Below are 25,280 nucleotides of genomic sequence, written 5' to 3'. Positions count from 1 at the left end.
ACTCGGCGGGTGCAAACGCAACTGTTTTCAAGACAACCGCCATCTTTTCGCTCATTTATCATTGCGGTGATTACATGCTTGGTGGTGCTTTTCTTTGATTGGCGCATGCCGCATGTAATTCAACCGGCCAGAGACGTCTTGTATGCGGCATATAATCCAATTTATGCACTAGCAAGCTATCCAGTGTTATCGCGAGAATGGCTGAATCAACAAACCAAGTCTGAAGCTCAATTACGTCGTGAAAATACCGCGATGCAAGCAGAGTTAATTCAGGCTCAAGTCCGTTTACAGAAACTTTCTGAACTTTCTGCTGAAAATACTCGACTGCGTGGACTGCTCGATACACCACTCATTATTGATGGTCGTATGGAGATTGCCGAAGTCATTGGTACCGATGCTGATCCCTTACGTCATATTATTGTGATTAACCGTGGAGCCAGCAGTCAGCTTAAAGTGGGACAAACTGTACTCGATGACAAGGGCATTATGGGGCAAATTATCAATGTTTACCCGCATAGTAGCCGTGTCATGTTGCTCTCAGACAAAGAGCACTCTTTATCCGTGCGTATGGAGCATACCGGTATGCGTGCAATCGTTACGGGTACAGGTGACTTAGGTCGACTTAAGATGGAATACGTGCCAACCAGTGCCAATATCAAAGTCGGTGAAAAAGTCTATAGCTCAGGGCTAGGGGCACATTTCCCAGCGGGTTATTTGGTGGGTACAGTGTCGAAAGTCAGTCGTCACAATAGCGGTGAATTTGCCCAAATTGATATCAATCCTGCTGCCCAATTGGCAGGTGGTCATCATGTGGTTGTGCTATTTTCCGATTCTTTAGCGATGGAGCAACCGCATGTCACTCGCTAAGCTTAGTCGTCATACAGAGCGCGACCCATTATTTCCGATTATCTTTTCCATCATTTTGGCATCCGTGCTGATGGTGTATCCGCTTTCTTATGACCTATCGGGTTGGCGCCCATTATTCATGATGATGATCATGTTATTTTGGGTACTCTGTCAGCCGACATGGTGCGGTGTTTGGTTTGCATTTGCCACAGGTCTCTTTACGGACTTATTGACTGATGCGCCTTTTGGCATGAATGCACTGAGTTTTGTTGTCATTGCATTTGTGACACGCTTTTTGACGCGTGAACGTCGTATCCTCACATTTGGTAATTTATGGATTATTGCTGCAATGGCAATTTTCGCGCATTTACTGTTTGTGTGGATTGTTCAAGTGATGGGTGGGGCACAGTTTTCATTTGCTCGCCATTGGCAGCCAATTGTTACTAGCTTACTCATTTGGCCAATCATGTATTACTTCCTGAGAAAATGGCGCATATAATTTTAGCTTCGAGTTCTCCTCGACGACGCGAACTATTGCAACAATTAGGTCTGGAATTTGAAATTTTCAGTCCAGATATTGATGAGTCCGTGTTGGAAGGAGAACCTGTAGCGGATTATGTAGAGCGTTTAGCACGTGCCAAAGCTTGCGCAGTACAACAACAATTCCCTGATGCTATTGTTATTGCCGCCGATACCAGTTTAGGCGTTGATGAGCACATTTTAGGAAAACCAGCGTCGAAAGCACATGCTTTTTCTATGTGGGAAATGATCTCTGGACGAAAACATGATGTGTTTTCAGGTGTTTGTGTCAGTACAAAAGATCAAATATACAGTATAGTAGTGCGTACACAGGTTGAATTTCAAACGCTGAGTCTAGCTGACATGGAAAGCTACTGGGCAACAGGTGAACCAATCGGCAAGGCGGGAGCCTACGCCATTCAAGGAATTGCTGCGCGCTATATTCCTTGTATTGAAGGGAGCTACAGCAATGTCGTTGGGCTGCCTTTGTATGAAACCGTACAGTTATTACAGACAGTTAAGGCATTAAATTAACTGCTGCAACACAAGAATTTTTATAATGTTTTGAGTTTTGATATGTCTGACGAGTTGTTGATTAACGTCACACCGATGGAATGTCGGGTGGCGTTGATTCAAAACGGTACGGTCAATGAATTATTTGTTGAACGCACCGTGAAGCGTGGGTTAGTGGGCAATATTTATAAAGGGAAAGTTGTTCGTGTGCTTCCGGGTATGCAGGCTGCTTTTATTGATATTGGATTGTCGAGAACGGCTTTTTTACATATCAATGATATGGTCTGGCAGCGCAATCAACCGACTCCGAACGTTTTTGAGCTGTTACAACCGGGGCAAGTACTCACCGTACAAGTCATGAAAGATATGTTGGGTACCAAAGGTGCACGACTATCGACTGATCTTTCTATTCCTTCCCGTTACCTCGTTTTAATGCCATATGGCAGTCATACCGGTGTTTCACAGCGCATTGAGTCTGAAGAAGAACGTGATCGCTTGCGTAGCATGATTGAACGCATTCAAAAGGAACACAACTTACCGGGTTCAGTCATCGTTCGTACTGCCGCCGAAGGTATTCCTGAATGTGAAATTGCGCAGGACATGGCTTATTTAGCAAAACTGTGGGAATATATTCAACGTAAACAACGCAGTATTGTCGTACCTTCTCTGATTTTTGAAGAGCTGCCTTTACCGCAACGCGTCATCCGTGATTTGGCCAACGAAGATACGTCTAAAATTCAGGTCGACTCACGCGAAGTGCATGGCAAATTGCAAGAATTTGTCCAAGAATTTGTACCGAGTATGCAAAATCGCTTACTGCATTATCCGGGTGAGCGTCCAATTTTTGACTTGTACAATGTCGAAGAAGATATTCAGAAAGCCTTACAGACACGTGTAGCACTTAAATCTGGCGGTTATCTGATGATCGATCAAACTGAAGCGATGACCACGATTGATGTCAATACTGGCTCCTACGTCGGTGGTCGTTCACTTGAAGACACTGTGTTTAAAACCAATATGGAAGCCACACAGGTCATTGCACGTCAGCTTCGACTACGTAACTTGGGCGGGATTATCATTATTGACTTCATTGATATGCAAGAAGCACATCATCGAGAAGAAGTGATGAGCCAGTTTGAGAAAATGCTCGAGCGCGATCATGCCAAAACCAAGATCACTCAAGTGTCTGAGCTGGGCTTGGTGGAAATGACACGTAAACGCACCCGTGAATCTCTGGAGCATCTGCTTTGTGATTCTTGCCCGACCTGTCAGGGGCGTGGTTATGTGAAAACGGCTGAAACAGTTTGCTATGAAATTTTCCGTGAAATCTTGAGATATGCACGTGCTTATGAGTCACAAAGTGGTTTCACTGTGGTGGCACATCCGTCGGTGATTGACCGATTGTTAACTGCTGAAGCACCTGCGGTAGCTGATTTAGAGCACTTTATTAGTCGTGTGATCAAGTTCCAAGTGGAAAATTTATATACGCAAGAGCAATACGATATCATTCTGAGTTGAAATTGTAACAGAATATCGTTAAACACTTGTTACAACTGAGATTTTACTTTTGAACTGTTATTTTGAATACTAGACACATCAAATAGCCAAAGCCGTTTTCCCGTAATGAACTTGAAAATGGCTTAGCAAAAAGAGGTGTATTATGGGTGTTAGTAAAACAGTAATGAAAAGTGGTCTTAAAACTGTCGTTGAAGCAAAAGCGATCCATTCAGGTTATATCGTGGATGAGCGTGGTAATGAGGTTCAAATTACAGCGTCTATGATTCGTTCTGCTTGTCATCAGTTACTTAAACAGTGCCGAGCAATTAAAGCTTAAATATTGAAATATAAATAATGTAATCCAGAGGGTTAAAGCGCTAACGCGCAATTCTAAAATATTTAATGCGCTAAAATTTTATAAATAATGGAAAATAAATTTAATTATCAGTGTGTATCTACAAGTCATAATTAAACAATAACAACGGATTTGTTCACCTAAATTTTAGCTTATACACATAAATTACTCCAAAAAATTAATCAAAGTTCAAATACTAAAAACCCATCTACATTGTTTAATTTAGACGGGTTTTTAATTTTTTGGATGGTTCAATCTGCTGATGAACTGATACTAAGTTGTGAAGCAGGCGGTTAGCTAACCGCCTGTAACTTTGGGGAATCTTGATTCACAATAGCTTCAAATCGTTGAATTTCTTCTTCCAAATGCGACAGTAAATTTTGCATTTTTGGCAGTGCATTACGACATGCAGTTAGACCCACTTCAAGCTTATCTAAATAGCTAGTCATAGTGATATTAAGCGCTTGACCATCTAACACTATGGACGCTGGGTAGAGCGCTTCTAAACGTGCACCATTCCAATATAACGGCTCTTGTGGGCCGGGAACATTCGAAATGACCAAGTTAAAGGCCTGACGTTTTGGCATAAAGCCAGATGCAATATTTAAACCTGCTGCACTGTAGACAAAAGCACTGTAGTTTAAAATTTGATTTGAGTTCATCCGCTTAAAGCGTTCTTTGGCATTGAGCACACTACGACGCACAATCTTCAACCGTTCTAGAGGATCTTCTTTATGGGTACCAAGATTTGCCAAAATCATGGTAATACGGTTTGACATATCTGAATCGTCTGTACGAACAGATGCAGGCACCATGGCAATCAATGGCTTTTTAGGTAAAGCATTTTGTGTAATTAAATACTCACGTAATGCACCTGAACAAATTGCGAGCACAATATCGTTAATTGTTACACTAAGTGACTTGGCAATATGTGACAAACGTGAAAATTCAAAAGACTGAGCAGCGAAACGACGTGAAGAACTGACCCGTTGGTTTAATATTGAACTCGGCGCTTGGAAGCTAGATACATAATCTGGGTTACGCCCCATATCTTTCATTACAGTTTGTGATAGTTCATACAAAACTCGTGGAGTTGAGTCAAGTTGTCCCTTAATGGTCGATAACAAACCTTTCATACGACTGACTTTAGGCTGCTTCAGGCGTTTTGCACGGGGGCCCTCAACACACCATGGCGGCACGATACTTTTAGCATCTGGGTCATGTGAAAGTGATTTTTCAACTAAACGCATACCTGCAATGCCATCGACCATCGCGTGGTGGATTTTGAAGTACATGGCAAAACGATTGCCTTCAATGCCTTCAATAATATGGCAAGTCCAAAGCGGTTTTGCACGGTCAATCAGCGCACTGTGTTCTTGAGAAATATAAGTCAAAAGTTCACGAATACGACCGGGATGCGGCAGTGCGATATGGCGGAAGTGATGATCTAAATCAAACTCTTCGTCTTCATCCCAAAAGAAGCCGTTGAGTTTATTGTTAAAAGGAGGAATAGGAATGGATTTTGAATTACGAATATCTGCGACTAAATCTTGAATAAAAGTATCTGGTGCATTGTCAGGGATCTGAAATAAAAATAGACCACCTACGTGCATCGGTTGTTGCCGTTTCTCTAAATTTAAGAATATGAAATCAATAGGATGTAATGGACGCATAGCGTTGATTGCCTCACTGCAATTTCTACAGCTGCTCATGTATGAGTAGCATTGTTAGAATTATTAAATTGTCATTTGCAGTATAGCGTTTTTACGTTGAAATGATACGGAATTATGTGTATCGATGCGTTGAAAAAAACCACTGCTATGCAGTGGTTTTGTGCTCTTTATTTTTTCATGTTGCCTGCGTGTAAGCCGCATTCTTTATGGGTTGCATCTTCCCACCACCAGCGACCTTCACGTTCATGTTGATTCGGTAAAACAGGTCGAGTGCATGGTTCACAGCCTATCGAAATAAAGCCACGTTCGTGTAGTGGATTATATGGAATTTCCATGAGACGGATATAGTTCCATACATCAGCGCTAGACCAGTTTGCCAAAGGATTGTATTTAATTAATTGCTTGCCCGCACCTGAAAAACCTGGGTCAGCTTGTACCACTGGAATTTCATTACGTGTACCAGGGCTTTGGTCCTTACGTTGACCAGTGATCCAGCCATCTAAAGTGGCTAGTTTTTTACGCAAAGGTTGTACTTTGCGGATACCACAGCATTCTTTATGTTCATCTTGATAGAAGCTAAAAAAGCCCTTTTCTGTTACTAGTTTTTGTACCGCATCACTTTCTGGGAAACAGATTTCGATATCAATTTTATAATGTTTACGGACAGTATCTAAAAATTGGTAAGTTTCAGGGTGTAAGCGACCGGTATCTAAACTAAATACACGAAAAGGAATCCCTAAGTTTGATGCAAGATCAATCAGTACAACATCTTCTGCACCAGAAAAGGAAATCGCAACTTCACCTTGCTGGCTAAGCGCAAGTTTCATAATCTCAGAAGGTGATTTATCTGCATATTCAGATGCAAGTGCATCGACAAGGTCAATAGTAGGGATGGTAGTCATGAATGTCCTGGCTATAGGCTTGGAACGTTAAAACCTATATTAATTTATTTCAGAACTATTTTAATGGAAATGCTAAAACACACTTATCACTAAAAAATAGATACTTATGAAAAAAATAGATTTAAAAAAGAACAATGCATTTTTTTATTCTTCCGCTATGATATTGAAAAAATTTTTTCACTTAACAGAGGGTAGAGTGCATGGAAGTCGTTTGTTTAGATCTAGAAGGGGTTTTAGTACCTGAAATTTGGATTAATTTTGCGAAAAAAACAGGCATTAAAGAACTTGAAGCAACGACTCGTGACATTCCAGATTACGATGTGTTGATGACTCAGCGTTTAAATATCCTAAAACAACACGGTTTGGGTTTAAACGATATTCAAGACGTAATCGCAGATATGGGGCCATTTGAAGGTGCAAAAGAGTTTGTAGAGTGGGTGCGTACTCATTTTCAATTGATTATTCTTTCAGATACTTTCTATGAGTTTGCACATCCATTAATGCAGCAACTTGGTTGGCCAACGATTTTCTGCCACAAATTAGAAACTGATGAAAATGGTATGATCTCAGCTTATAAGCTTCGTCAACCTGATCAAAAGCGTAAAGCCGTTCAAGCATTGCATGGGTTAAACTTCCGGGTGATTGCAGCAGGTGATTCTTATAACGATACGACGATGCTTGGTGAAGCAGATGCGGGTTTCTTATTTGATGCGCCTGACAATGTGATTGCAGAATTTCCACAATTCCCACCAATTCATGGCTATGCTGCATTAAAAGAAGCGATTCGTAATGCTTCAGTTCGTGATATTCCAGCTTAATTCTGTATAGCTGGTTATAGAAAAGGGCGCTTATGCGCCCTTTCTTGTTTAATGCAAAGCTGTTCTAACAACTTAGAAGCGATAGCCTATTTTCAAACCATAGCCAAGCGCATGGTTATCTTCAAATTCACCTACTGGATTACCACCAGTTTGAGCAGTAGCATCACCTAACCAGAAGTATTTAACACCTGCTTGGATGAAATAGTTTTCAGCAGGACTATATTGACCACCTAGACCAACATTCCAATTCCCTTCAACAGGGCCTAAAGTCGTAATAGGGTTGCCAGCACCAGAGTCATAACCCACAGCTGCAGTACCCGCCCATTTATCATTGAACTTACGAGAAATACCTGTAGTGATTGAGTACTGATCGTCAGAATAATCAATTAAATTGTTGCCGCCTGAACGTTGGAATAATGCTTGCGGTGTTACTGCAAATTGATCCCAATGAACCCAGCGAAGGTTAGCAAAAGCTAAAGTGTTTGCAGCAATACCAGTTTGTAAATCTACGTTTACAGATTGCGGTGTAATTGCATCAACACGAGCGTCAGCTAAACCGATCGTAGTACCTGTAGGTAGAGTAACACCAGGAGCAACAGTCATAGGAGATGAAAGCGTATAAGTTTCTTCACCAGTTGCTTTGTGCTTAATTTCTGAACGATACGTTACAGAAGCTTTTAAAGCAATTTTTGGAATAGAGTAGGCGAAACCTGCTAACCAACCATATGCTTCTTCTTCAGCAATCTTGATGTTATAACCAGAAAGGCCTTGGTAAGCTAAACCACGGAGTTTGATATCTGCTTCAACAGTTTGCCATACTGGACCTGCATAGAAGTTCCAGTTCTCTGTTGGTTGGTAACCAATTAACGCTGTTAGGTTTTGTGTATCAACTTCAACACTTGTACCCGTGCCGTTTGAACCGAAGAAAAGTGAATTGCTGTCGTATGCTGCATCTGCACCATACGGTTGATCATAGATCAAACCTAAAGAAATTTTATCAGTCGCTTGTACTTTAATTGCTGCTGAAGGGAAGTAGTAGTCTTCACCCATGTCATCAACTTTATTTTTCAGTAAATCTTGACCTTCTACTTTTGGGTCTAAAATAGAAATGCCAGCTTCTGCGTAGTTACCAGGTTGTAAGAATGCTGAAATAGACTGACCTGAACGATCTAGACCCGCTGCAAATAATGATGCTGTTGGTAAAGCGGTAAGTAAAATTGCGTAGCTAAGGTGATTTAAGCGCATACTTTTCCCTGTTCGTAACTTTTGATGTTATTTCAATGTGTGGAAAGTAACATAAATAGAAAAACAGTAAATAAGAGTTGCTACTCTAAAAATGAACTGTATAAGTTAAAAAATAAGCAATGCTAGAGTAATTATTCTAGAAGGTGTTATTTATGTTTATGATTTATAAATAAAAAAATAGAGTATTTAACTTAATGTTTATCTTTGAACTTAAGAAATTCAAATGCTCAATCTATGAACATTTGAATTAAATTATTTTTACAAAAGTAGATTGGATATATTTCCAATCTACTGATACCGAGAATTAGAAGCGGTAACCGATTTTTAGACCGTAAGCCCATGCATCGTTATCTTCAAATGATGCTACTGATTCATTTGTACCAAACATTGATGCAGGTTGTGCTTCAGCATCACCTAACATGAAGTATTTAACACCACCTGCGATAAAGTAGTTAGGCGCTGGGCTGAATTGTAAACCTAAGCCAACGTTCCAGTAGCCTTCAGTAGGACCAAGTGTTGATACAGGGTTGCCTGCACCAGAATCCCAACCTACAGAAACGTTACCAGCCCATTGTTCACTCAATTTACGACCTATACCAACTGTGGCATTGATTTGATCGTCAGAATAAGCAACAAGGTCAAATCCACCAACAGGACCACGACCAAGGGCACCTAATGTTTCAGATGCTTTACCAAAAGCGGTTGGGCGAATTGCAAAATTTGACCAATCTACCCAACGTACATTTGCAAATGCGACAGTGTCGGCCATGATACCAGTTTGAAAATCAAGGTTAACAGACTGCGGTGTGGTGATCTTAGTGTCAGCACGCGTTGAAAAAGCACCGCCTAGTAGAGCACTGCTTCCAGTTTCAGTGGTTGCAGCTTCGTGATCAATCTCAGAACGGTAAGTAATAGATGCTTTTAAAGCAATTTCTGGGACTTGGTACGCTAATCCTGCTAACCAACCAACGGCACTATCTTCTTTCATATTTGCATTATATAAACCGAGAGCTTGGTTTGCTCCATATGCAATACCGCGTAGTTGAACATCACCTTTTACTGTTTGATAAACACCACCGCCGTATATGTTGAAATTTTCAGTCGGTTGAAAACCTAATATCATCGAGATATTTTGAGTGTTAACTTCGACTTCCGTTGTTTCGCCCATTAATTGGAATGCGCCAGGGTTACCTGCAACTGGTAGTGTTTGATCTGTTGCACTATATTTAGCTTCTGCACCAAAAGGTTGATCATATAGTAAACCAAAAGAAAAATTATCAGTTAGCTGTAATTTTAATGCTGCGTGTGGAAAATAGTAATCACCCGCCATGTCATCTAGTGATGTATTAGCAAGAGCTCCTAATGTTGGGTTGCTAGCAGGTGCAGTGCTGTTCATCTTCCCTGAAACATTCGGATCTAAAACCGAAATACCTGCTTCAAAATAGTTCCCTGGTTGTAAAAATGCAGAAATAGATTGTCCTGAACGATCTAGTGCTGCTGCAAAAGCACCTGTCATTGGAACTGAAGCAAGAATCATGGCTGTAGCTAAAGTTTTTAATTTCATTCTTCGTCATTCCTTGAGATACGAATTTGATTTTTATGGTTACTGCATATATTCGTTATGGAAAACTTCTTAATACTCTTAGGCTTAATTGTTACTCCATGTGACAAAAATAGCACAATTAAAATAAGAGTAAATGCTCTAGATTGAAAAATATGGCTAAAAGTTGCTATTTTTAGAGTAAAAGTACTAATTAGTATATATAACATTTTGATTATTATTTAATATTTTCATTTAGCGCATTATTTTCTAAACCTAGAAAAAAATTGAAAAAATTTTGATATGAGCAGTCATAAATTGATTTTTTGGCCTTATGGACCATACTATGTGTCGTTTTTTGCATTGAGAGGTAGGTGGTTAGCACATTTTAAAGCGCTATTTAACTGTTCTTAAAAATAGTCTTTGAACAGTAATCTTTGTAAAAACAATAACTAAGTTAAAAACTGTAATTGATGGGTTTTTAGTGTGAAAGGTTCTTTCTTTATATTTATTGGTATATATGGGGGATTACAAATACAGGGAGGAGGGATATCTCAGAAATTGTGCGCTCTGCGGGACTCGAACCCACGTCGGTCGCTTAGGAGGCAACTGCTCTATCCAGTTAAGCTAAGAGCGCAAGACGGAGGCTAATGTACTCCTATTTTAGCTAAAAAAAAAGTTATTGCCGAAACAATAACTTTTTAAATTACTTAGTCTTTATGAACTTCATTGGGGTCAATGTCGCTCAAATCTTTAGGATTAAGATAGTTAAACATTAATAACATGACTGTAATCCAAACAGGGATCATTAGAACAGATTCCATAAAGCCCTGAGTCCACATAATAAATAGAACTAAAGCAATAAAGATCAGAACGATGTAGTTGCTGACTGGTGCCCAAAGTGCAGGATAAGACGTTGTAAAATTCAAAATACGTTTTGCACGACGGAACTGTAAGTGAGTCATGGTAATCATCGCCCAGTTCAGGACAAGTGCACCAACCACCACATACATTAAGTGACCAAGTGCATCTTCGGGTACGAAGTAGTTTAAGAGTACACAGCCGAAAATCAGTACTGCAGAAAGTAATACTGCTGGAATTGGTACGCCACTTTTGTTGGTTTTAGCGAAAACTTTTGGGGCATTACCTTGTTTTGCCAAGCTGTAAAGCATACGGCTATTGGCATACATACCGCTGTTATAAACAGACAGTGCTGCAGTTAGGATAATGAAGTTCAGTAAATGTGCAGCCCAATCAATACCCAGTTGGCTAAAGATCATCACAAATGGACTTTTGTCTAGACCACCTAGTTCAAGTTGATTCCATGGCACAAGTGACAATAGAATAGTCAAAGAACCCACGTAGAAAATCAAAATACGAAAAACAACTTGGTTAATTGCTTTTGGAATAGTTTCTTTTGGATTTTCAGCTTCCGCTGCCGCCATACCAATCAGTTCAATACCACCGAAGGCGAACATCAAGAATGCCAGCATGAAGAATAAGCCTTCAAAACCATTTGGGAAAAAGCCGCCCTGACTCCATAAGTTGGTAAATGATGCTGTTGAGTTAGCATCTGCAGTCAGTAGCAAATACAAACCGAATACGATCATCGAAATAACTGCAGTGACTTTAATAATCGACAGCCAAAACTCAGATTCACCATAAAACTTCACATTACCTAAGTTTACTAAGGTAATAATCACGAAGAAGAACAATACAGATGCCCACGCTGGAATATGAGGCCACCAGTAATTGATGTATTTCGCAACAGCGGTGAGTTCTGTCATTGCCACTAAAATATAGAGAATCCAGTAGTTCCAACCTGTTAAGAAACCTGGAAATTTCCCCCAATATTTATATGCAAAATGGCTAAATGAACCCGCTACAGGTTCATGGACGATCATTTCACCCAACTGACGCATAATTAGAAAGGCGATCAGACCGCCAATGGCGTAGCCGAGAATAATGGATGGTCCAGCAGATTGAATCACATGCGCTGAGCCCAAGAATAAGCCTGTACCAATTGCACCACCCATGGCAATCAATTGAATATGACGATTCTTTAAGCCACGCTTGAGTTCGGAGGAATTGGTAGTCAAGTTACTCTTCCCGAGAATGGTTTAATTTTGGTAATTGTAATGTATAGAGAATGAATAGCCTAGTAGCTCAAAATTTATGAAAAATATTTATATATTTAATAACCTATTTTTCGTTTTAAATGCTGAATTAAAAATTTATGAATCAATAGATTAATTTTATTTTAATTGAAATTCTGATGCTTGGCTTTATATGGAAAAGGTATCGAATGTTGTTTTTTTATACTTAAGTCATGTGATTGTTAAAAATTCAATTAAACATTGTATGATGCAAAAGCGCAGAAAAGAACGCTCTGCCAAAACACAATGATAAAGATTAAGGATTCAATAAAAATGAGTTTTGCTCCCCAAATTAAGATTGCAGCGACTTATATGCGTGGTGGTACTAGTAAAGGTGTATTTTTCAAGCTAGATGATTTGCCGCTTGCAGCACAACAAGCTGGAAAAGTTCGCGACCAACTTTTATTACGTGTGATTGGCAGTCCAGATCCTTATGGCAAACAAATTGATGGGATGGGTGGAGCGACATCAAGTACCAGTAAAACCGTGATTTTGGCAAAAAGTTCACAGCCTGAGCATGATGTAGATTATCTATTTGGACAAGTGTCGATTGATAAAGCATTTGTCGACTGGAGTGGTAACTGCGGAAACTTAACGGCAGCGGTTGGTGCATTTGCCATTTCAAATGGTCTGGTTGAGGCATCACGTATTCCTGAAAATGGTTTGTGTACGGTTCGTATTTGGCAAGCCAATATTCAAAAAACCATTATTGCGCATGTACCTATTACTGATGGTGCAGTACAAGAAACTGGTGATTTTGAACTAGATGGTGTGACCTTCCCAGCAGCCGAAGTTCAAATTGAATTTTTAGACCCCGCAGATGATGGTGAAGATGGCGGCGCTATGTTCCCTACAGGGAATTTGGTCGATACCTTAACCGTACCCGATGAAGGCAGTTTCCCTGCAACATTTATTAATGCAGGCATTCCAACCATTTTCTTAAATGCAGAAGATATTGGTTATGTCGGCACTGAACTGCAAGATGCGATCAATGGTGATGCCAAGGCATTGGCCCGTTTTGAAAAAATCCGTGCTTATGGTGCGCAGCAAATGGGTTTGATTTCAGATATTGCTGAAGCAGAACAGCGTCAACATACCCCAAAGATTGCATTTGTTTCAAAGCCGAAAGCCTATACATCTTCGAGTTCTAAACATATTTCAGAACAAGATACGGACTTATTGGTTCGTGCCTTATCAATGGGGAAACTGCATCATGCCATGATGGGTACAGCGGCAGTTGCCATTGGTACAGCTGCGGCGATACCGGGGACGCTTGTGAACTTAGCCGCGGGTGGTGGGGAGCGAGAAGCTGTGCGTTTTGGACATCCATCTGGGACGCTACGTGTAGGTGCGCAAGCAATTTATGAAAATGGTCAGTGGGTCGTTAAAAAAGCCGTGATGAGCCGAAGTGCGCGTGTCTTAATGGAAGGCTGGGTGCGTATTCCTGGGGATAGTTTAGATTAAGCATTTAACATCGAAATAGAAATCAGCCTCTGCTTTGCAGGGGCTTTTTTTTTGCCTTTATCTTTTATATGAATAAGCAAATCATGAATTGTTATATATTTTTATATAATATGAACTGCATTTAATATTAGAAAGTTTCTGTGATTTATGTCAGATTAATTTTGTTAGCATTTTGCGTAGCTTTACCCTGAAAAAAAGTAGCGAAACCATGCTTAAAAAAGACTTAATAAAATCGGACCTACCTACTGAACAATTGGCTGTATTAGAAGCGTTGCCAATGCCTGCTGCGTTATTTTCTGCGACAGCTGAGCTGATATGCGCCAATCAAATATTTAAACATCGATTTCAGTCAGACTTACAAGAGATCGTATTAAATCACGTGTCTGTGATGCAGCAAAAGACCAAAGCCACAAGTTCTGAGTTTGATTTACGCTGTTTAGAGAACGATAGCATTGAACCCTTTATGTATAGTGAAAATGAACGGCATTATTGGTTCACGCTCAAACCAAAGTTTCAACAAAGTGGGGATTTGGAACATGTACTGTTGTGCTGTGCGGACATTACAAATTTAAAGCAAGTCGAATTATCACTGTTGAAACATAACCAACAACTCGAACAACAAGTTTATTTTGATTATCTGACAGGGATAAAAAATCGACGAGGTTTTGATTTAGATCTTTCTCAGTGGCAAAAAAGCTTCGCGGTTGAACAAGCCAATGAAATTTGTTTGATGATGCTCGACTTAGACAATTTTAAGCAAATCAATGATATCTACGGTCATGCGTTTGGCGATGAAGTTTTAAGAAAAAGTGCGCAGCTTTTAAGGATGCAAATTAGTCAACATGCAGATGCACAAATATATCGCATGGGTGGGGAAGAGTTTGCAATGATTTTGCCACGCACGGCTATATCGACTGCATGTTCGATTGCACAACAATGTTGTGAGCAAATCTATGCTTCTTCGATGAATTATGCGGATAAGGCTCTACAACTGTCTATCTCATGCGGAGTGGCTTTGTGGGATGGTACGGAGTCATTTTTTGAAACATTGGCACGTGCCGATCAGGCTTTATATCAAGCCAAGAAAGGCTCGAAAAATTGTACCTGTTTTAATGATGGACAAAATGTGGCGCTATTTGAGGAAACGACATTTAAAAAACCATCAAATTGTGGGAAAAACACATAGATTTAGGCCGTAACATAGAGAAAGATCTGAGAAAGCAGTATGATGCAACAGGTCAAAATTGACAGAAAACATTGGCAATCAATTTGCTAATGAACGAAGCAGTTAAATATTTAAAGTATTTGAGGTGAATGTGTCTTCTTTAACAGACGTTTCCACACATGCCCTGACAGAAGCGCAGCAGCGTATTCAGCAGGATTTACTGACAGCGCTTGATGCATTTTCAATTCCAGAACCCTTAAAAGGGGCGGTGTATCATGCTGTGATGTTGGGTGGAAAACGTGTTCGACCGGCACTTTGTTATGCAACAGCAGCGTTAAAACCCAATACAAATTTTGCAGCCGTACGCCGTGCTGCAGTGGCGATCGAATTTATTCATTGCTATTCATTGGCACACGATGATTTGCCGTGTATGGACAACGATTTACTCCGTCGTGGTCAACCAACCTGTCATGTGGCTTTTGGTGAAGATACGGCTTTACTTGCTGGCGATATTTTACAATCGATGGCTTTTGAAGTTTTAGGCAGCCGTCTCTTTGATCAAGGCCCAGCCGTTGAAGCGCCGATCATCTTAAAGCAAATGCAAATTTTAGCGACTGCAACTTCCAAAATGGTCAATGGCCAAGTTCTAGACTTACAAGCGGAAGGCAAGCATGTCAGTCAGGATGAACTGGAAAATATTCATCGAAATAAAACTGGTGCTTTAATTTCTGCTGCAATCATGATGGCTGCAGTGACAATATTTAATGGCACAGATCAAGCCATTCCTAAACTCCGTGAATTTGGTCTCGCGATTGGTTTAGCGTTCCAAGTTCAAGATGATATTTTAGATATTATTGCTGACACTGAAGCATTGGGTAAAACAGCGGGTAAAGATCAACAAGTGGATAAATCCACATATCCTGCGTTAATGGGTCTCGAGCAAGCGCAAGCTTATGCAGAAGAATTACATGCACAAGCACTTCAAGCTTTGGATTATTTTGCAGAAGATGCGGCAGAATTACACAAGATCACGCAGTTTTTATTAAAACGTCAAAGTTAATATGACGTAGTAAAGACATTAGCCCACACATTTAACATGTTGTGGGCTTTTTTTATATCAAGTACATTTGGAACAGAAGTCAAGAAACCTCTAAGTAATATCTAAATGGATGACATGATAAAAAACAAAAAAGGACGCTAGGCGTCCTTTTTTGCAGATATTAAAATTTAGAACTTAAATTTAAGTGCTATTGGTCTTAAATACTTTCTTTATAGATACGATCTGCTTCTTCAAATTTTTCAGTGACTTCAGCAGATGGTGCTTTGCCCATTAAGCTCACAATGATGATTGCAATGAGTGAGCAGATGAAGCCCGGTATAATTTCATAAACGCCTGTATCGCCCCAGAGGTTTTTCCATAGAATAACCATAACAGCACCAACCACCATACCTGCTAAAGCACCATTGAGTGTCATGCGTTTCCAGAACAATGACATGATAATCAGTGGGCCAAATGCAGCACCAAAGCCTGCCCATGCATATGCGACGAGACCAAGGACTTTAGAGTCAGGATTACCCGCCATATAGATCGCAAGCAACGCAATCATTAACACCATAATACGGCCGACCCAAACCAATTCTTTTTGTGAAGCATTTTTGCGTAAGAATGATTTATAAAAGTCTTCAGTTAATGTACTTGAGCAGACTAAAAGTTGACAGCTTAAGGTACTCATGATGGCAGCTAAAATCGCAGCCAATACGATACCTGCCACCCATGGGTTAAATAGAATTTTAGTCAATTCCATAAAGACCGTTTCAGGGTTTGCTGTAACGACACTTGACAGTTCTGGATGCTGTTGGAAATAAGCAATACCGAAGAAGCCTGCTGCAACTGCGCCACCGAGGCAGAGCGTCATCCATGTCATACCAATACGGCGTGCATTAGGAATCGATTTAACTGAATCTGCTGCCATGAAACGCACTAAGATATGCGGTTGACCAAAATAGCCTAAGCCCCATGCCAATAATGACATGATTGCGACAAAACTTAAGTCAGCAAATACATTCATCGCTTGAGGGCGTGCTGCTTCTAGTGCCAGAGTGAACTGGCTTAAATCAGAGAATGACAACATGACCACGATAGGGGTAAGTAGCAAGGCAAAAATCATAAAGCCCGCTTGAATGGTATCGGTCCAACTCACAGCAAGGAAGCCACCAATAAACACATAGCTCACTGTTGCGATGGCACTGATCCAAAGCGCAGTGCTATACGACATACCAAACATACTTTCAAATAATCGAGCGCCTGCAACCATGCCTGAAGCACAGTAAATTGCGAAGAAAATCAAAATAATCACAGCAGACACGATACGTAAGATTTTCTTTTGATCGTTAAAACGATTTGAGAAATAGTCAGGTAGGGTCAAAGCATTATTTTGAACTTCGGTATGTACACGGAGACGACCTGCTACAAGTAACCAGTTGAGCCAAGCACCGATGATCAGACCAATTGCAATCCACATTTCAGATAAACCTGAAAGGTAAATCGCCCCCGGAAGACCCATGAGCAACCAACCACTCATATCCGATGCACCTGCAGAAAGGGCAGTGACAAAGCTCCCTAATCGGCGGCCACCTAAAATGTAGTCAGAAAAGTTACTGGTCGCACGGTATGCAAGTAAACCGATCACGACCATGGCGACAATATAAAAGAGAAAGGTAATTAGGGTGGGATTCAGGGAGCTCATACGGTATCCGCTTTGGCGTTGGACAATTGCGTTTAATTAGGGGACTCAATGGGATTTGCCTAAGCCAAGTAGGTGAAATCGAACGATAAGTCCTAAAACGTCAAAAAAATAACGTGAAATTTAAACATAAATTCACAAACTTTGCCTTCTTTTTTGTTTTGGGCATAAAAATGGGCCGTATGTCACGACCCATTTTTACTAATGTGAAGATTTAGTTATTACGTCCCATTACACCACGAATCGTATTCAGTACATCCGCAGGTAATACCACAGTTTTGGCATTATTAGATTTAGCCATATCTTGCATGGCTTTGACGTATTGTTCACCCAGTAAGTACGCAACTGGAATTTCTTTATCGCCGACGGCTGAACTCACCATTTCAATTGCACGTTGAGAAGACTCTGCCAGTACCACTTGAGCTTCTGCATCACGACGAGAGGCTTCTAAACGACCATCAGCTTCCAAAATAGCCGCTTGTTTTTCACCGTCTGCCTTGGTCACTGTCGCACGACGTTGACGTTCCGCTGCTGCTTGCTCTTCCATTGCCGCTTGCATGGTATGAGAAGGTTTAATGTCTTGAATTTCTACAGTTTTAAGCGTAATACCCCAGTCAGAGATATCGTCAGAAATTGCGGCTTTAAGTTTAGCCTTAATATGATCACGCGATGAAAGTGCATCATCGAGGTCCATTTCACCGACAATAGAACGTAAAGAGGTTTGCACTAAGTTTTGAATCGCCCATGTGTAGTTTTCAATACCGTAAACTGCTTTTTCAGGTGTGGTTAAATTGATATAAGCCACAGCATTCATCAGTAGTACCGCGTTGTCACGTGTGATCACTTCCTGAGAGGGAATATCTAACACGATATCTTTGGTTGTGACTTTATAAGCCACTTCATCGACATACGGAATCACAAAGTTCAGTCCCGGATTGAGCGTGGTATGGTATTTACCTAAACGCTGAACAATCCATTTATAACCTTGGGGAACAATACGGACACCTTTAAAAATGGTGACGGCTACAAAAACTAAGAGCGCTAAAAAAACAATAGAAACACCAGACATGTCATTTCTCACTTATTTATGGATTGTCAGTGGGGTGGTTGCTGCTGTGCAGTTGGACGACTAAATCATTGCCTAAAATATCGGTCACGCGAACACGATCGCCGACTTGAAGTGCATCTTGGGTACGGCAATGCCATTCGTCTGAACCTAAAACAGGCATTGGGAAGCGAACTTTAACGCTGCCATGATTGAGCTGGGTTTGAATCACCATACCCACTTGGCCAATCGTCGCTTCACGGGACAGACCTGCTTTGGTTTTATCGATGGATAAAGGTTTAATAAATTTGAACCACAAAAATGTGCAGAGCACGGCAAAAATAATCCAAACCACAATTTGGACATTAAAGTCCATGGATGGAAAGATCCAATATAAGATCCCAACCAAAATTGCAGAAACGCCAAACCATAGCGCAGCAAAAGACGGCAAAATCAGTTCAAAAAGCATCAAAACGACGCCCAATACAAACCAGTGCCAAGGTTCTAAAATAAATTCCATACATCTACTCTTATATAAGGGTGAATTAATATAGATGAACCAGTATCTATATCAATGTAGCAGATGTATAACTCAATGAATATAAAAAAAATCGTTGAATTATATTTTCGCTTTTGGTGCTGGTTTAAAGGCCGCAGGGGACTGTTTAAAGTTATCGATCGCCTTAATAATGCTATTCACTTTGAGCTGTGCGGCTTTTTCACCTTCTAAAATCGTCGCATTGCTCGACTTCAAATCGAGTGTGCCAATATGTCCCACTTTAGGTTGAATCACGAAATTGGCATTTTTTAGTTCTTCATTAATACTTTGTTGTCCCATGATGTTAATGGTTTGATCGAGCAAACCAAACATGCTTACGGCTTTGCTACCATCAGGACGCGCAGAAATATCCACCGCAATCACGATATCTGCACCCATATCACGTGCGGTTTTCACTGGAATTGGGCTGACTAAGCCACCATCGACATATTTCACCCCTGCAATAGTCGCAGGTACAAATACATTCGGAATGCTGCACGATGCACGTACCGCTTGGCCTGCATTACCACGGTTAAATTCAGTTTTACTGCCATTATCCAAACGGGTAGCTACAGCAGCAAAGCGTTTTGGAAACTGTTCAATTGGTTTATTGCCGACGTTTTTATTGACAAAGTCTTGCAGTTTTTGTCCTTGAATAATGCCTTGGCTGTTTAAGGTTAAATCGCGAATATCAGACTCTTTGAAATTTAGGGCCAATTGCTGCATTTGATAAGGCGTTTTACCGCTGGCGTACAAGCTACCGACAAAACTACCTGCACTGGTCCCAGTCACAATCTTAGGTTTAATACCGTGCGATTCAAGCACTTTAAGCACGCCAATATGAGCAAAACCTTTGGCACCGCCACCACCGAGCGCAATCGCGATCACCGGTTCACGTGCTTTGGCTGGTGTTGGTGTCGTGGTCGCAGGCGTTTTGGTTGCAGAATCACAGCCAGTGAGTGCCAATACAAAGAGGCTAGGAATCAGGTATTGCAAAAGTTTCATGGGTGAAATCTGATGGTTAAATATACAAAGTGCACATCACATCAAAAAAAGAGCCATTTGACTAGGGCTTTTTCCAGTGCTTTTGTAACGGCAAGGCCAACCATTCGGGATTTTTCGGGGAAAATTTCCCGTCATAAATCATCAAAATTTTTTCAAGATCAGTTTCAAAATCTCCACTCGGTTCAAAAACACCCAAGCAATGAATGGTTTTTTTTGCATAATCAAAGCTAAACATCACGATAGGAATCTGTGCTTCATAGGCAATATAGTAAAAACCACTGCGGATTTTATCGGCTTTTTTTCGTGTTCCCTCAGGTGCCATTCCAATCCAAATTTGATCTGTCGCTTGGACAATCTCAGCAATTTCACGTGTCAGTCCATGTGGATTTTCACGCTGCACAGGGATCACGCCGACCCAATCCAAAAGTGGTTTTAAGGGGGTATCAAAAAGGGTGTTTTTACCAAAAATGGTTATTTTTATCCCGATTCCAAGCAAGGCAAGAAAACCATGCCATGCATCTATATTAGAAGTATGCGGAGAAATGATCGCTACAGCTTTGGCAAGGTTGGGAAATTCGCCGTCAAATTTCCATCCTTGTGCCAAAAAAAGTTTTTTAAAAATAGCGCGGCTCAGGGGGGAGCCGCGTGATGGAACTTGATCGGGCAAAACTGGAAATAATTGAGTCTTTTGATTCATTGCATATTCTTATATAGGTGAAATCCATTTTTGATGTGATGCACATTTAAAAGTACGGCATCAGCATTGACCTTTATCTTAGGTTGATGATTTTTTTAGATCATTGGCAAAATAGCCGTATTTTGACTACTCTAAATGTAACTTCAGCGCACTCAACATTTAGGAACTTATGATCCAGCTTCGTCAGCTCAATCTTTTACTGTTTTCTTTATATTGGGCGCAAGGGTTACCTGTCGGTTTTATGACGCATGCTTTACCAGTGATTTTAAGAGCGCAAGGTGTTTCTTTGGCACATATAGGTGGCTTTGGATTACTCATGCTGCCATGGTCGATCAAAGTTTTTTGGGCACCGTGGATTGATCGACATGGTTCAAGGTCCAAAGGGCACTATCGGAGTTGGATTATTCCAATGCAGTTGTTGTCCGTGTTGGTCTTGGTCTTCCTGTCTTTTTTGCCGATCCAAAGCTTGAATGAACCAATGTATTTGCTGCTGTTTTTTGTGGCTTTACTCAGTATGAATTTGGTCGGTGCAACTCAAGATGTTGCAACGGATGGCTTGGCTGTCAATATTTTAAAAACTGACCAACAGCACTGGGGCAATACCTTTCAGGTGATTGGTTCAAGACTTGGCTTTATCGTGGGTGGTGGCGCTGTGCTTTGGGCCTTGGATTGGTTGAATTGGCAAGCCACCTTTCTGTTTTTAGCGGCATTGGTGTTCATCAATACGATTCCTATTTTTCTGTATCGAGAACCTTCAAAGCCACCAATCAACATAATTTCCTCTCAAGAGAATGATAACAACCATAAACATACTTCAGGCTTGTTCTACGCCATTCGCCAGTATCTGACTTATTTTACTCAAACTAAAACTCTCTCACTGTGGCTGATGATCTTGTTGAGTTTTAAGCTTGCAGATGGTCTGGCAGGTCCTTTACTTAAGCCACTGATGGTCGATTTAGGATTGAGCTTTAGTCAAATTGGTCTGTATATCACCATGTTAGGTGCGGTGGCTGCTTTAATTGGGGCGGGGCTTGCAGGTCTTAGCTTGAAGTATATTTCTCGGGCGCAGGCCTTGGTTTTCTATTCGGTATTGAAAATATTCAGTTTATTTGCCTATGCATGGCTGGCTTTGCAGTTCGAGGCAAAACGGCCCGTCCATGAATGGCTGATCTATGGGATCAATGCTGCCGAAGACATGATTTCAGCCATGCTGCTCGTGATCATGCTGACTTTGGTGATGCAATATAGTCGTAAAGCATTTGCAGCAACGGACTTTACATTTCAGGTTGCCATTATGGCTACGGTGAGTGGAGGGCTGTATAGCATCAGTGGCATAGTGGCCGATCAGTTGGGTTATAGCACTTATTTATTTTGGATCACAGGTTTGGCTGCATTGAGCTTAGTCCCGATTCTATTTTGGGGAAAAGCATCAAAAAATGACCAAAATCACTTCTAAATCATGATTTTGGTTGTTTTTTATCAGCTAAAGCACTAAAAGAGCAATGCAAATATTATTTTAATAATTTTGTAATATGTTTCCCGTGTGTAATATCTGTTACAAAATAATTTAAGGAAAATTTTTGATGAAAACTAAGTTAGCAGCGGCTATCGCATTGAGCCTTTTGGCTGGCTCAACCTTTGCAGCACCAACCCTCTACGGTGAAATTGATGCGTCTGTTGATTATTTACCTGAAGATAATAAAACGGGTGTTTCAGACAAAGATGTCGTTGAAATCAGTTCAAACAGTTCTTTCTTGGGTTTAAAGGGCGATGAAAAACTGACTGACCGTTTAAGCGCAGTTTATGCAATTGAATGGGCATTTAACTCAGACGGCGAAGGCGATGACTGGTCTAAGCGTAACCGCTTCGTTGGTTTGAAAGATGCGAAACTTGGTACATTGAAAGTCGGTGCACACGATACACCATTAAAACAATTGTCTAGTCCGGTTGATACATTCAACAACTACGTGGGTAACCGTGCTGATGTTACAGGCATCATGACGGGTGAAAACCGTGTAGATAACGTTGTTGTCTATGAATCACCAGCTTTTAAAATTGCTGAAGGTGCAATTAAAGTTAATGCATTGCTCGCAACAGGTGAGTCTTCAGGAATTAAGAGCGATAAAGGTGTAGTAAAAACTGCAGGTCGTGGTCTTGGCGATGCTTGGTCGGCGTCTGTTGTCTATGACAGCCCCGTTGTTGTTGCAGGTTTAGCCTATGACAAAGCCATTCCATCGAACTTTGGTGGTGTAGGGATGCTAAATAGTGGTTCATATATCGTGAATGATAAAGTTGTTTCTAATTCTGAAATAACTGGAACTAAAGTATTTGCAGCAGCAAATACAATTCGTGCGATCGGTCGTGTAAATCTTGAGGGTGGTTTGGCACTGAAAGCTTTATATCAAACGTCTGAAGTAGAAAAAACACCATATTCAAGCAAAGAAGACACAAACACGAATGCAGAGAATGCAGCAAATATTGATGATGCTCAAGGTTGGTTAGTCGGTGCAGAATACAATCTACCATCTGCAAAAGCGTGGACAGTCAAAGCACAATATAGTCAAAATACCACGACCTATAAGAAAGAGTATGGTGATTTCGAAGCGCAGCAATTCATTGCAGGTGCAGATTATGCATTTAGCAAACAAGTGAAAGCTTATGGTTATGCAGGTTACTTAGCACTTGAACAAGGTTCGAATGAAAGCGAACAACCTGTTCTAGGTACTGGTCTAGAATTTAAATTCTAAGACCTTGATTTAAGTTGTTCAAAAGGCGATGTTTTACATCGCCTTTTTTGATTTTTCTTGCTTGGTTTTGATCAGTTTTAAGTGATTTTTAAGTTTGAATTTTTAGATTAGGGCATCAAAGATCAATAATTGATGCCAATATGCTTCAGGTCATAGCTAAAATACAGCAAAAAATTCCAAGACTTAGTTTAAGTCAATTTAACCTCGTGCTTGCCTTATGGCTTGGGGTGGTTTTGAACCTCGCGTTTTATCAGCAAATCCAGCAGCTCACACCTTATACGGGGCTGAAGGCCGGACTATTTTTAGCGGCAACCGTACTGGTGGTGGTGGCACTTTATAATGTGCTGATGCAACTCCTGCAATGGCGATGGAATTCAAAACTTTTGGCGAGTGTTTTGCTGATCATTGGTGGCTTGAGTGCTTATTTCGTCAATAGTTTAGGCGTGACCATTACATCTGACCAAGTGCAGAACATGATGCAAACAGATGTAAAGGAAGTGCAGGATTTAATCTCGCCACAATTTTTTATCTGGGTCTTTGGACTGGTTGTTTTGCCAGTGCTATTGATCTGGCTTTTGCCACTGCATAAAGAAGCCCTAAGCACGGTGGTAGCCAAAAAGGGTCTACATATAGTGCTATCGCTCATCCTCATGGGTGCTTTGCTGTTTGTTTATTTTGTTGATTATGCAGCGATCTTTCGTGAGCATCGTGACTTAAAAGGCATGCTCTCACCACAAAACAGTATCGCTTCGACATTTTCCTATTATCACAAAAAAGCACCGAAACAGAATTTGCCATTGCTGATCTATGGTGAAGATGCACATATGGTTGAAAACGTAAGCGCCAAAAGCTTACCAAAATTGATGGTTTTAGTGGTCGGTGAAACTGCGCGCGCGGAAAGTTTTTCACTCAATGGCTATGCTAAAAATACCAATCCTGAACTCAGTCAGCAAAATATTATCAATTTTAGCCAAGTCAGTTCATGTGGCACCGCAACTGCTGTGTCTGTTCCTTGTATGTTCTCGGGCATGCCGAGAACCGAATATGACGAACAGCTTGCAAGTCATCGCGAAGGTTTACTCGATATTGCACAGCGTGCAGGCTATAAGGTGACGTGGCTAGATAATAATTCAGGCTGTAAGGGTACATGCACACGTGTTGAAAAATATGAATTTCCTGAAGCATTGAAGAAAAAGTGGTGTGATGCCGATGGCGAATGTCATGATGAAATCTTGGTGGATGGTTTGAAGGCATATTTGGCGTCGATCCCCAAAGCAGATCCAACTCCCCGTTTAATTGTGTTACACCAAATGGGCAGTCATGGCCCTGCCTATTTCAAACGAAGTACCACAGCGTATCAAAAATTTAAGCCAACCTGTAATAGCAATGCCATACAGGGATGTAGCTCGACAGAATTAATAAATAGTTATGACAACAGTATTATCTATACCGACCATGTGCTGAGTGAATTGATTAACACCTTAAAAGTGACTGACCACTATCAAACAGGACTGTGGTATTTGTCTGATCATGGTGAGTCGACAGGTGAGCATGGCTTGTATTTACACGGTTCTCCATACGCAATTGCACCGTCACAGCAAACTCATGTGCCGATGTTGATGTGGTTTTCACCGGCTTGGCAAAAAAATAATTCAGCGCAATATACTTGTTTAATGGCACAAAAAAGCCAAAAATTAAGTCAGGATAATCTATTTCCATCGCTATTGAGTTTGCTTGATGTGCAGACTCAAGTGATTGATGAAAAAAACAATATGTTGCAACAATGTACTTCAGTACAGCGCAGGACTTAA

At 40.7% G+C, this 25,280-nt stretch carries 22 protein-coding genes and 1 tRNA gene; 12 read left to right on the top strand and 11 right to left on the bottom strand.

The window, feature by feature from the left end; all coding sequences use genetic code 11:
- Positions 1–9: 9 nt before the first annotated feature.
- From mreC to FTU75_RS06450, 5 genes are all read left to right on the top strand, one after another.
- On the top strand, positions 10–867 hold the full coding sequence (gene mreC, locus FTU75_RS06470) for a rod shape-determining protein MreC (protein WP_078189984.1): 858 nt from the start codon (positions 10–12) through the stop codon (positions 865–867).
- Entirely contained in the window at positions 854–1,345 is a 492-nt protein-coding gene (gene mreD / locus FTU75_RS06465) for a rod shape-determining protein MreD (RefSeq protein ID WP_168379038.1), read from the top strand. Before mreC ends, mreD begins: the two co-directional genes overlap by 14 nt.
- Complete coding sequence (locus FTU75_RS06460) at positions 1,333–1,899, top strand: Maf-like protein (protein ID WP_180115427.1); 567 nt, start codon at positions 1,333–1,335, stop codon at positions 1,897–1,899. The genes mreD and FTU75_RS06460 overlap by 13 nt, the downstream gene beginning before the upstream one ends.
- 42 nt (positions 1,900–1,941) lie before the next feature.
- Positions 1,942–3,396, top strand: a complete 1,455-nt coding sequence (gene rng / locus FTU75_RS06455; protein WP_078189981.1) for a ribonuclease G — start codon at positions 1,942–1,944, stop codon at positions 3,394–3,396.
- A 142-nt stretch (positions 3,397–3,538) separates the two neighbouring features.
- Positions 3,539–3,712 (top strand): PA1571 family protein, encoded by a 174-nt coding sequence (locus tag FTU75_RS06450; protein ID WP_168379036.1) that lies wholly within the window; start codon positions 3,539–3,541, stop codon positions 3,710–3,712.
- A 311-nt stretch (positions 3,713–4,023) separates the two neighbouring features.
- On the opposite strand, the gene FTU75_RS06445 is transcribed toward FTU75_RS06450, so the two are convergent.
- Complete coding sequence (locus tag FTU75_RS06445; protein WP_180115426.1) at positions 4,024–5,403, bottom strand: wax ester/triacylglycerol synthase family O-acyltransferase; 1,380 nt, start codon at positions 5,401–5,403, stop codon at positions 4,024–4,026.
- Between the two features lie 167 nt (positions 5,404–5,570).
- Positions 5,571–6,305 carry a phosphoadenylyl-sulfate reductase gene (locus FTU75_RS06440; protein ID WP_180108050.1) on the bottom strand — a complete coding sequence of 245 codons (735 nt, stop codon included), beginning with the start codon at positions 6,303–6,305 and terminating at the stop codon, positions 5,571–5,573.
- 200 nt (positions 6,306–6,505) lie between these two features.
- Between FTU75_RS06440 and thrH the strand changes: the two genes are divergently transcribed.
- Positions 6,506–7,123, top strand: a complete 618-nt coding sequence (gene thrH / locus FTU75_RS06435; RefSeq protein ID WP_078189978.1) for a bifunctional phosphoserine phosphatase/homoserine phosphotransferase ThrH — start codon at positions 6,506–6,508, stop codon at positions 7,121–7,123.
- 72 nt (positions 7,124–7,195) lie between these two features.
- Here the strand turns inward: thrH and FTU75_RS06430 are convergent, their stop codons facing one another.
- The 4 genes from FTU75_RS06430 to FTU75_RS06415 all read right to left on the bottom strand — a co-directional run bounded on the left by FTU75_RS06430 (position 7,196) and on the right by FTU75_RS06415 (position 12,007).
- Complete coding sequence (locus tag FTU75_RS06430) at positions 7,196–8,368, bottom strand: OmpP1/FadL family transporter (protein ID WP_180115425.1); 1,173 nt, start codon at positions 8,366–8,368, stop codon at positions 7,196–7,198.
- Between the two features lie 304 nt (positions 8,369–8,672).
- Positions 8,673–9,932, bottom strand: a complete 1,260-nt coding sequence (locus FTU75_RS06425) for an OmpP1/FadL family transporter (protein ID WP_180115424.1) — start codon at positions 9,930–9,932, stop codon at positions 8,673–8,675.
- Positions 9,933–10,472: 540 nt separating this feature from the next.
- Positions 10,473–10,545 (bottom strand) — tRNA-Arg (locus FTU75_RS06420).
- A gap of 73 nt (positions 10,546–10,618) precedes the next feature.
- Positions 10,619–12,007 (bottom strand): amino acid permease, encoded by a 1,389-nt coding sequence (locus tag FTU75_RS06415; RefSeq protein ID WP_078189974.1) that lies wholly within the window; start codon positions 12,005–12,007, stop codon positions 10,619–10,621.
- A 330-nt stretch (positions 12,008–12,337) separates the two neighbouring features.
- Here FTU75_RS06415 and prpF point away from each other — a divergent pair, with 330 nt between their 5' ends.
- From prpF to FTU75_RS06400, 3 genes are all read left to right on the top strand, one after another.
- Entirely contained in the window at positions 12,338–13,528 is a 1,191-nt protein-coding gene (gene prpF / locus FTU75_RS06410; RefSeq protein ID WP_111885596.1) for a 2-methylaconitate cis-trans isomerase PrpF, read from the top strand.
- Between the two features lie 208 nt (positions 13,529–13,736).
- Positions 13,737–14,714 carry a GGDEF domain-containing protein gene (locus tag FTU75_RS06405; protein ID WP_180115423.1) on the top strand — a complete coding sequence of 326 codons (978 nt, stop codon included), beginning with the start codon at positions 13,737–13,739 and terminating at the stop codon, positions 14,712–14,714.
- Between the two features lie 130 nt (positions 14,715–14,844).
- Positions 14,845–15,753, top strand: coding sequence for a polyprenyl synthetase family protein (locus FTU75_RS06400; RefSeq protein WP_078193048.1), 909 nt, complete (start codon positions 14,845–14,847; stop codon positions 15,751–15,753).
- Between the two features lie 196 nt (positions 15,754–15,949).
- Here FTU75_RS06400 and putP read toward each other — a convergent pair whose 3' ends face one another.
- From putP to FTU75_RS06375, 5 genes are all read right to left on the bottom strand, one after another.
- Positions 15,950–17,440: a sodium/proline symporter PutP gene (putP, locus tag FTU75_RS06395; protein ID WP_180115422.1), complete on the bottom strand. Its 1,491-nt coding sequence runs from the start codon at positions 17,438–17,440 to the stop codon at positions 15,950–15,952.
- 211 nt (positions 17,441–17,651) lie between these two features.
- Positions 17,652–18,506, bottom strand: a complete 855-nt coding sequence (locus FTU75_RS06390; RefSeq protein WP_078189969.1) for an SPFH domain-containing protein — start codon at positions 18,504–18,506, stop codon at positions 17,652–17,654.
- Between the two features lie 16 nt (positions 18,507–18,522).
- Positions 18,523–19,002 (bottom strand): NfeD family protein, encoded by a 480-nt coding sequence (locus FTU75_RS06385; protein ID WP_111885593.1) that lies wholly within the window; start codon positions 19,000–19,002, stop codon positions 18,523–18,525.
- Positions 19,003–19,101: 99 nt separating this feature from the next.
- A complete protein-coding gene (locus FTU75_RS06380; RefSeq protein WP_180115421.1) occupies positions 19,102–20,025 on the bottom strand; it encodes a patatin-like phospholipase family protein in 924 nt (307 codons plus the stop codon).
- A gap of 61 nt (positions 20,026–20,086) precedes the next feature.
- The gene (locus FTU75_RS06375; protein WP_180115420.1) at positions 20,087–20,722 is read right to left on the bottom strand and encodes a 1-acyl-sn-glycerol-3-phosphate acyltransferase; all 636 of its coding nucleotides are present in this window, start codon (positions 20,720–20,722) and stop codon (positions 20,087–20,089) included.
- A 169-nt stretch (positions 20,723–20,891) separates the two neighbouring features.
- Between FTU75_RS06375 and FTU75_RS06370 the strand changes: the two genes are divergently transcribed.
- The 3 genes from FTU75_RS06370 (at position 20,892) to FTU75_RS06360 (ending at position 25,280) form a co-directional block, all read left to right on the top strand.
- Complete coding sequence (locus FTU75_RS06370; RefSeq protein WP_180115419.1) at positions 20,892–22,178, top strand: MFS transporter; 1,287 nt, start codon at positions 20,892–20,894, stop codon at positions 22,176–22,178.
- A 127-nt stretch (positions 22,179–22,305) separates the two neighbouring features.
- Positions 22,306–23,469: a porin gene (locus FTU75_RS06365; RefSeq protein ID WP_180115418.1), complete on the top strand. Its 1,164-nt coding sequence runs from the start codon at positions 22,306–22,308 to the stop codon at positions 23,467–23,469.
- Between the two features lie 140 nt (positions 23,470–23,609).
- A complete protein-coding gene (locus FTU75_RS06360; RefSeq protein ID WP_180115417.1) occupies positions 23,610–25,280 on the top strand; it encodes a phosphoethanolamine transferase in 1,671 nt (556 codons plus the stop codon).

Source organism: Acinetobacter sp. YH12140 (assembly GCF_013418475.1).
Classification (GTDB): Bacteria; Pseudomonadota; Gammaproteobacteria; order Pseudomonadales; family Moraxellaceae; genus Acinetobacter; species Acinetobacter amyesii.
Note: the sequence above shows the minus strand (reverse complement) of the source record. Positions and strands in the feature narration are given on the sequence as shown.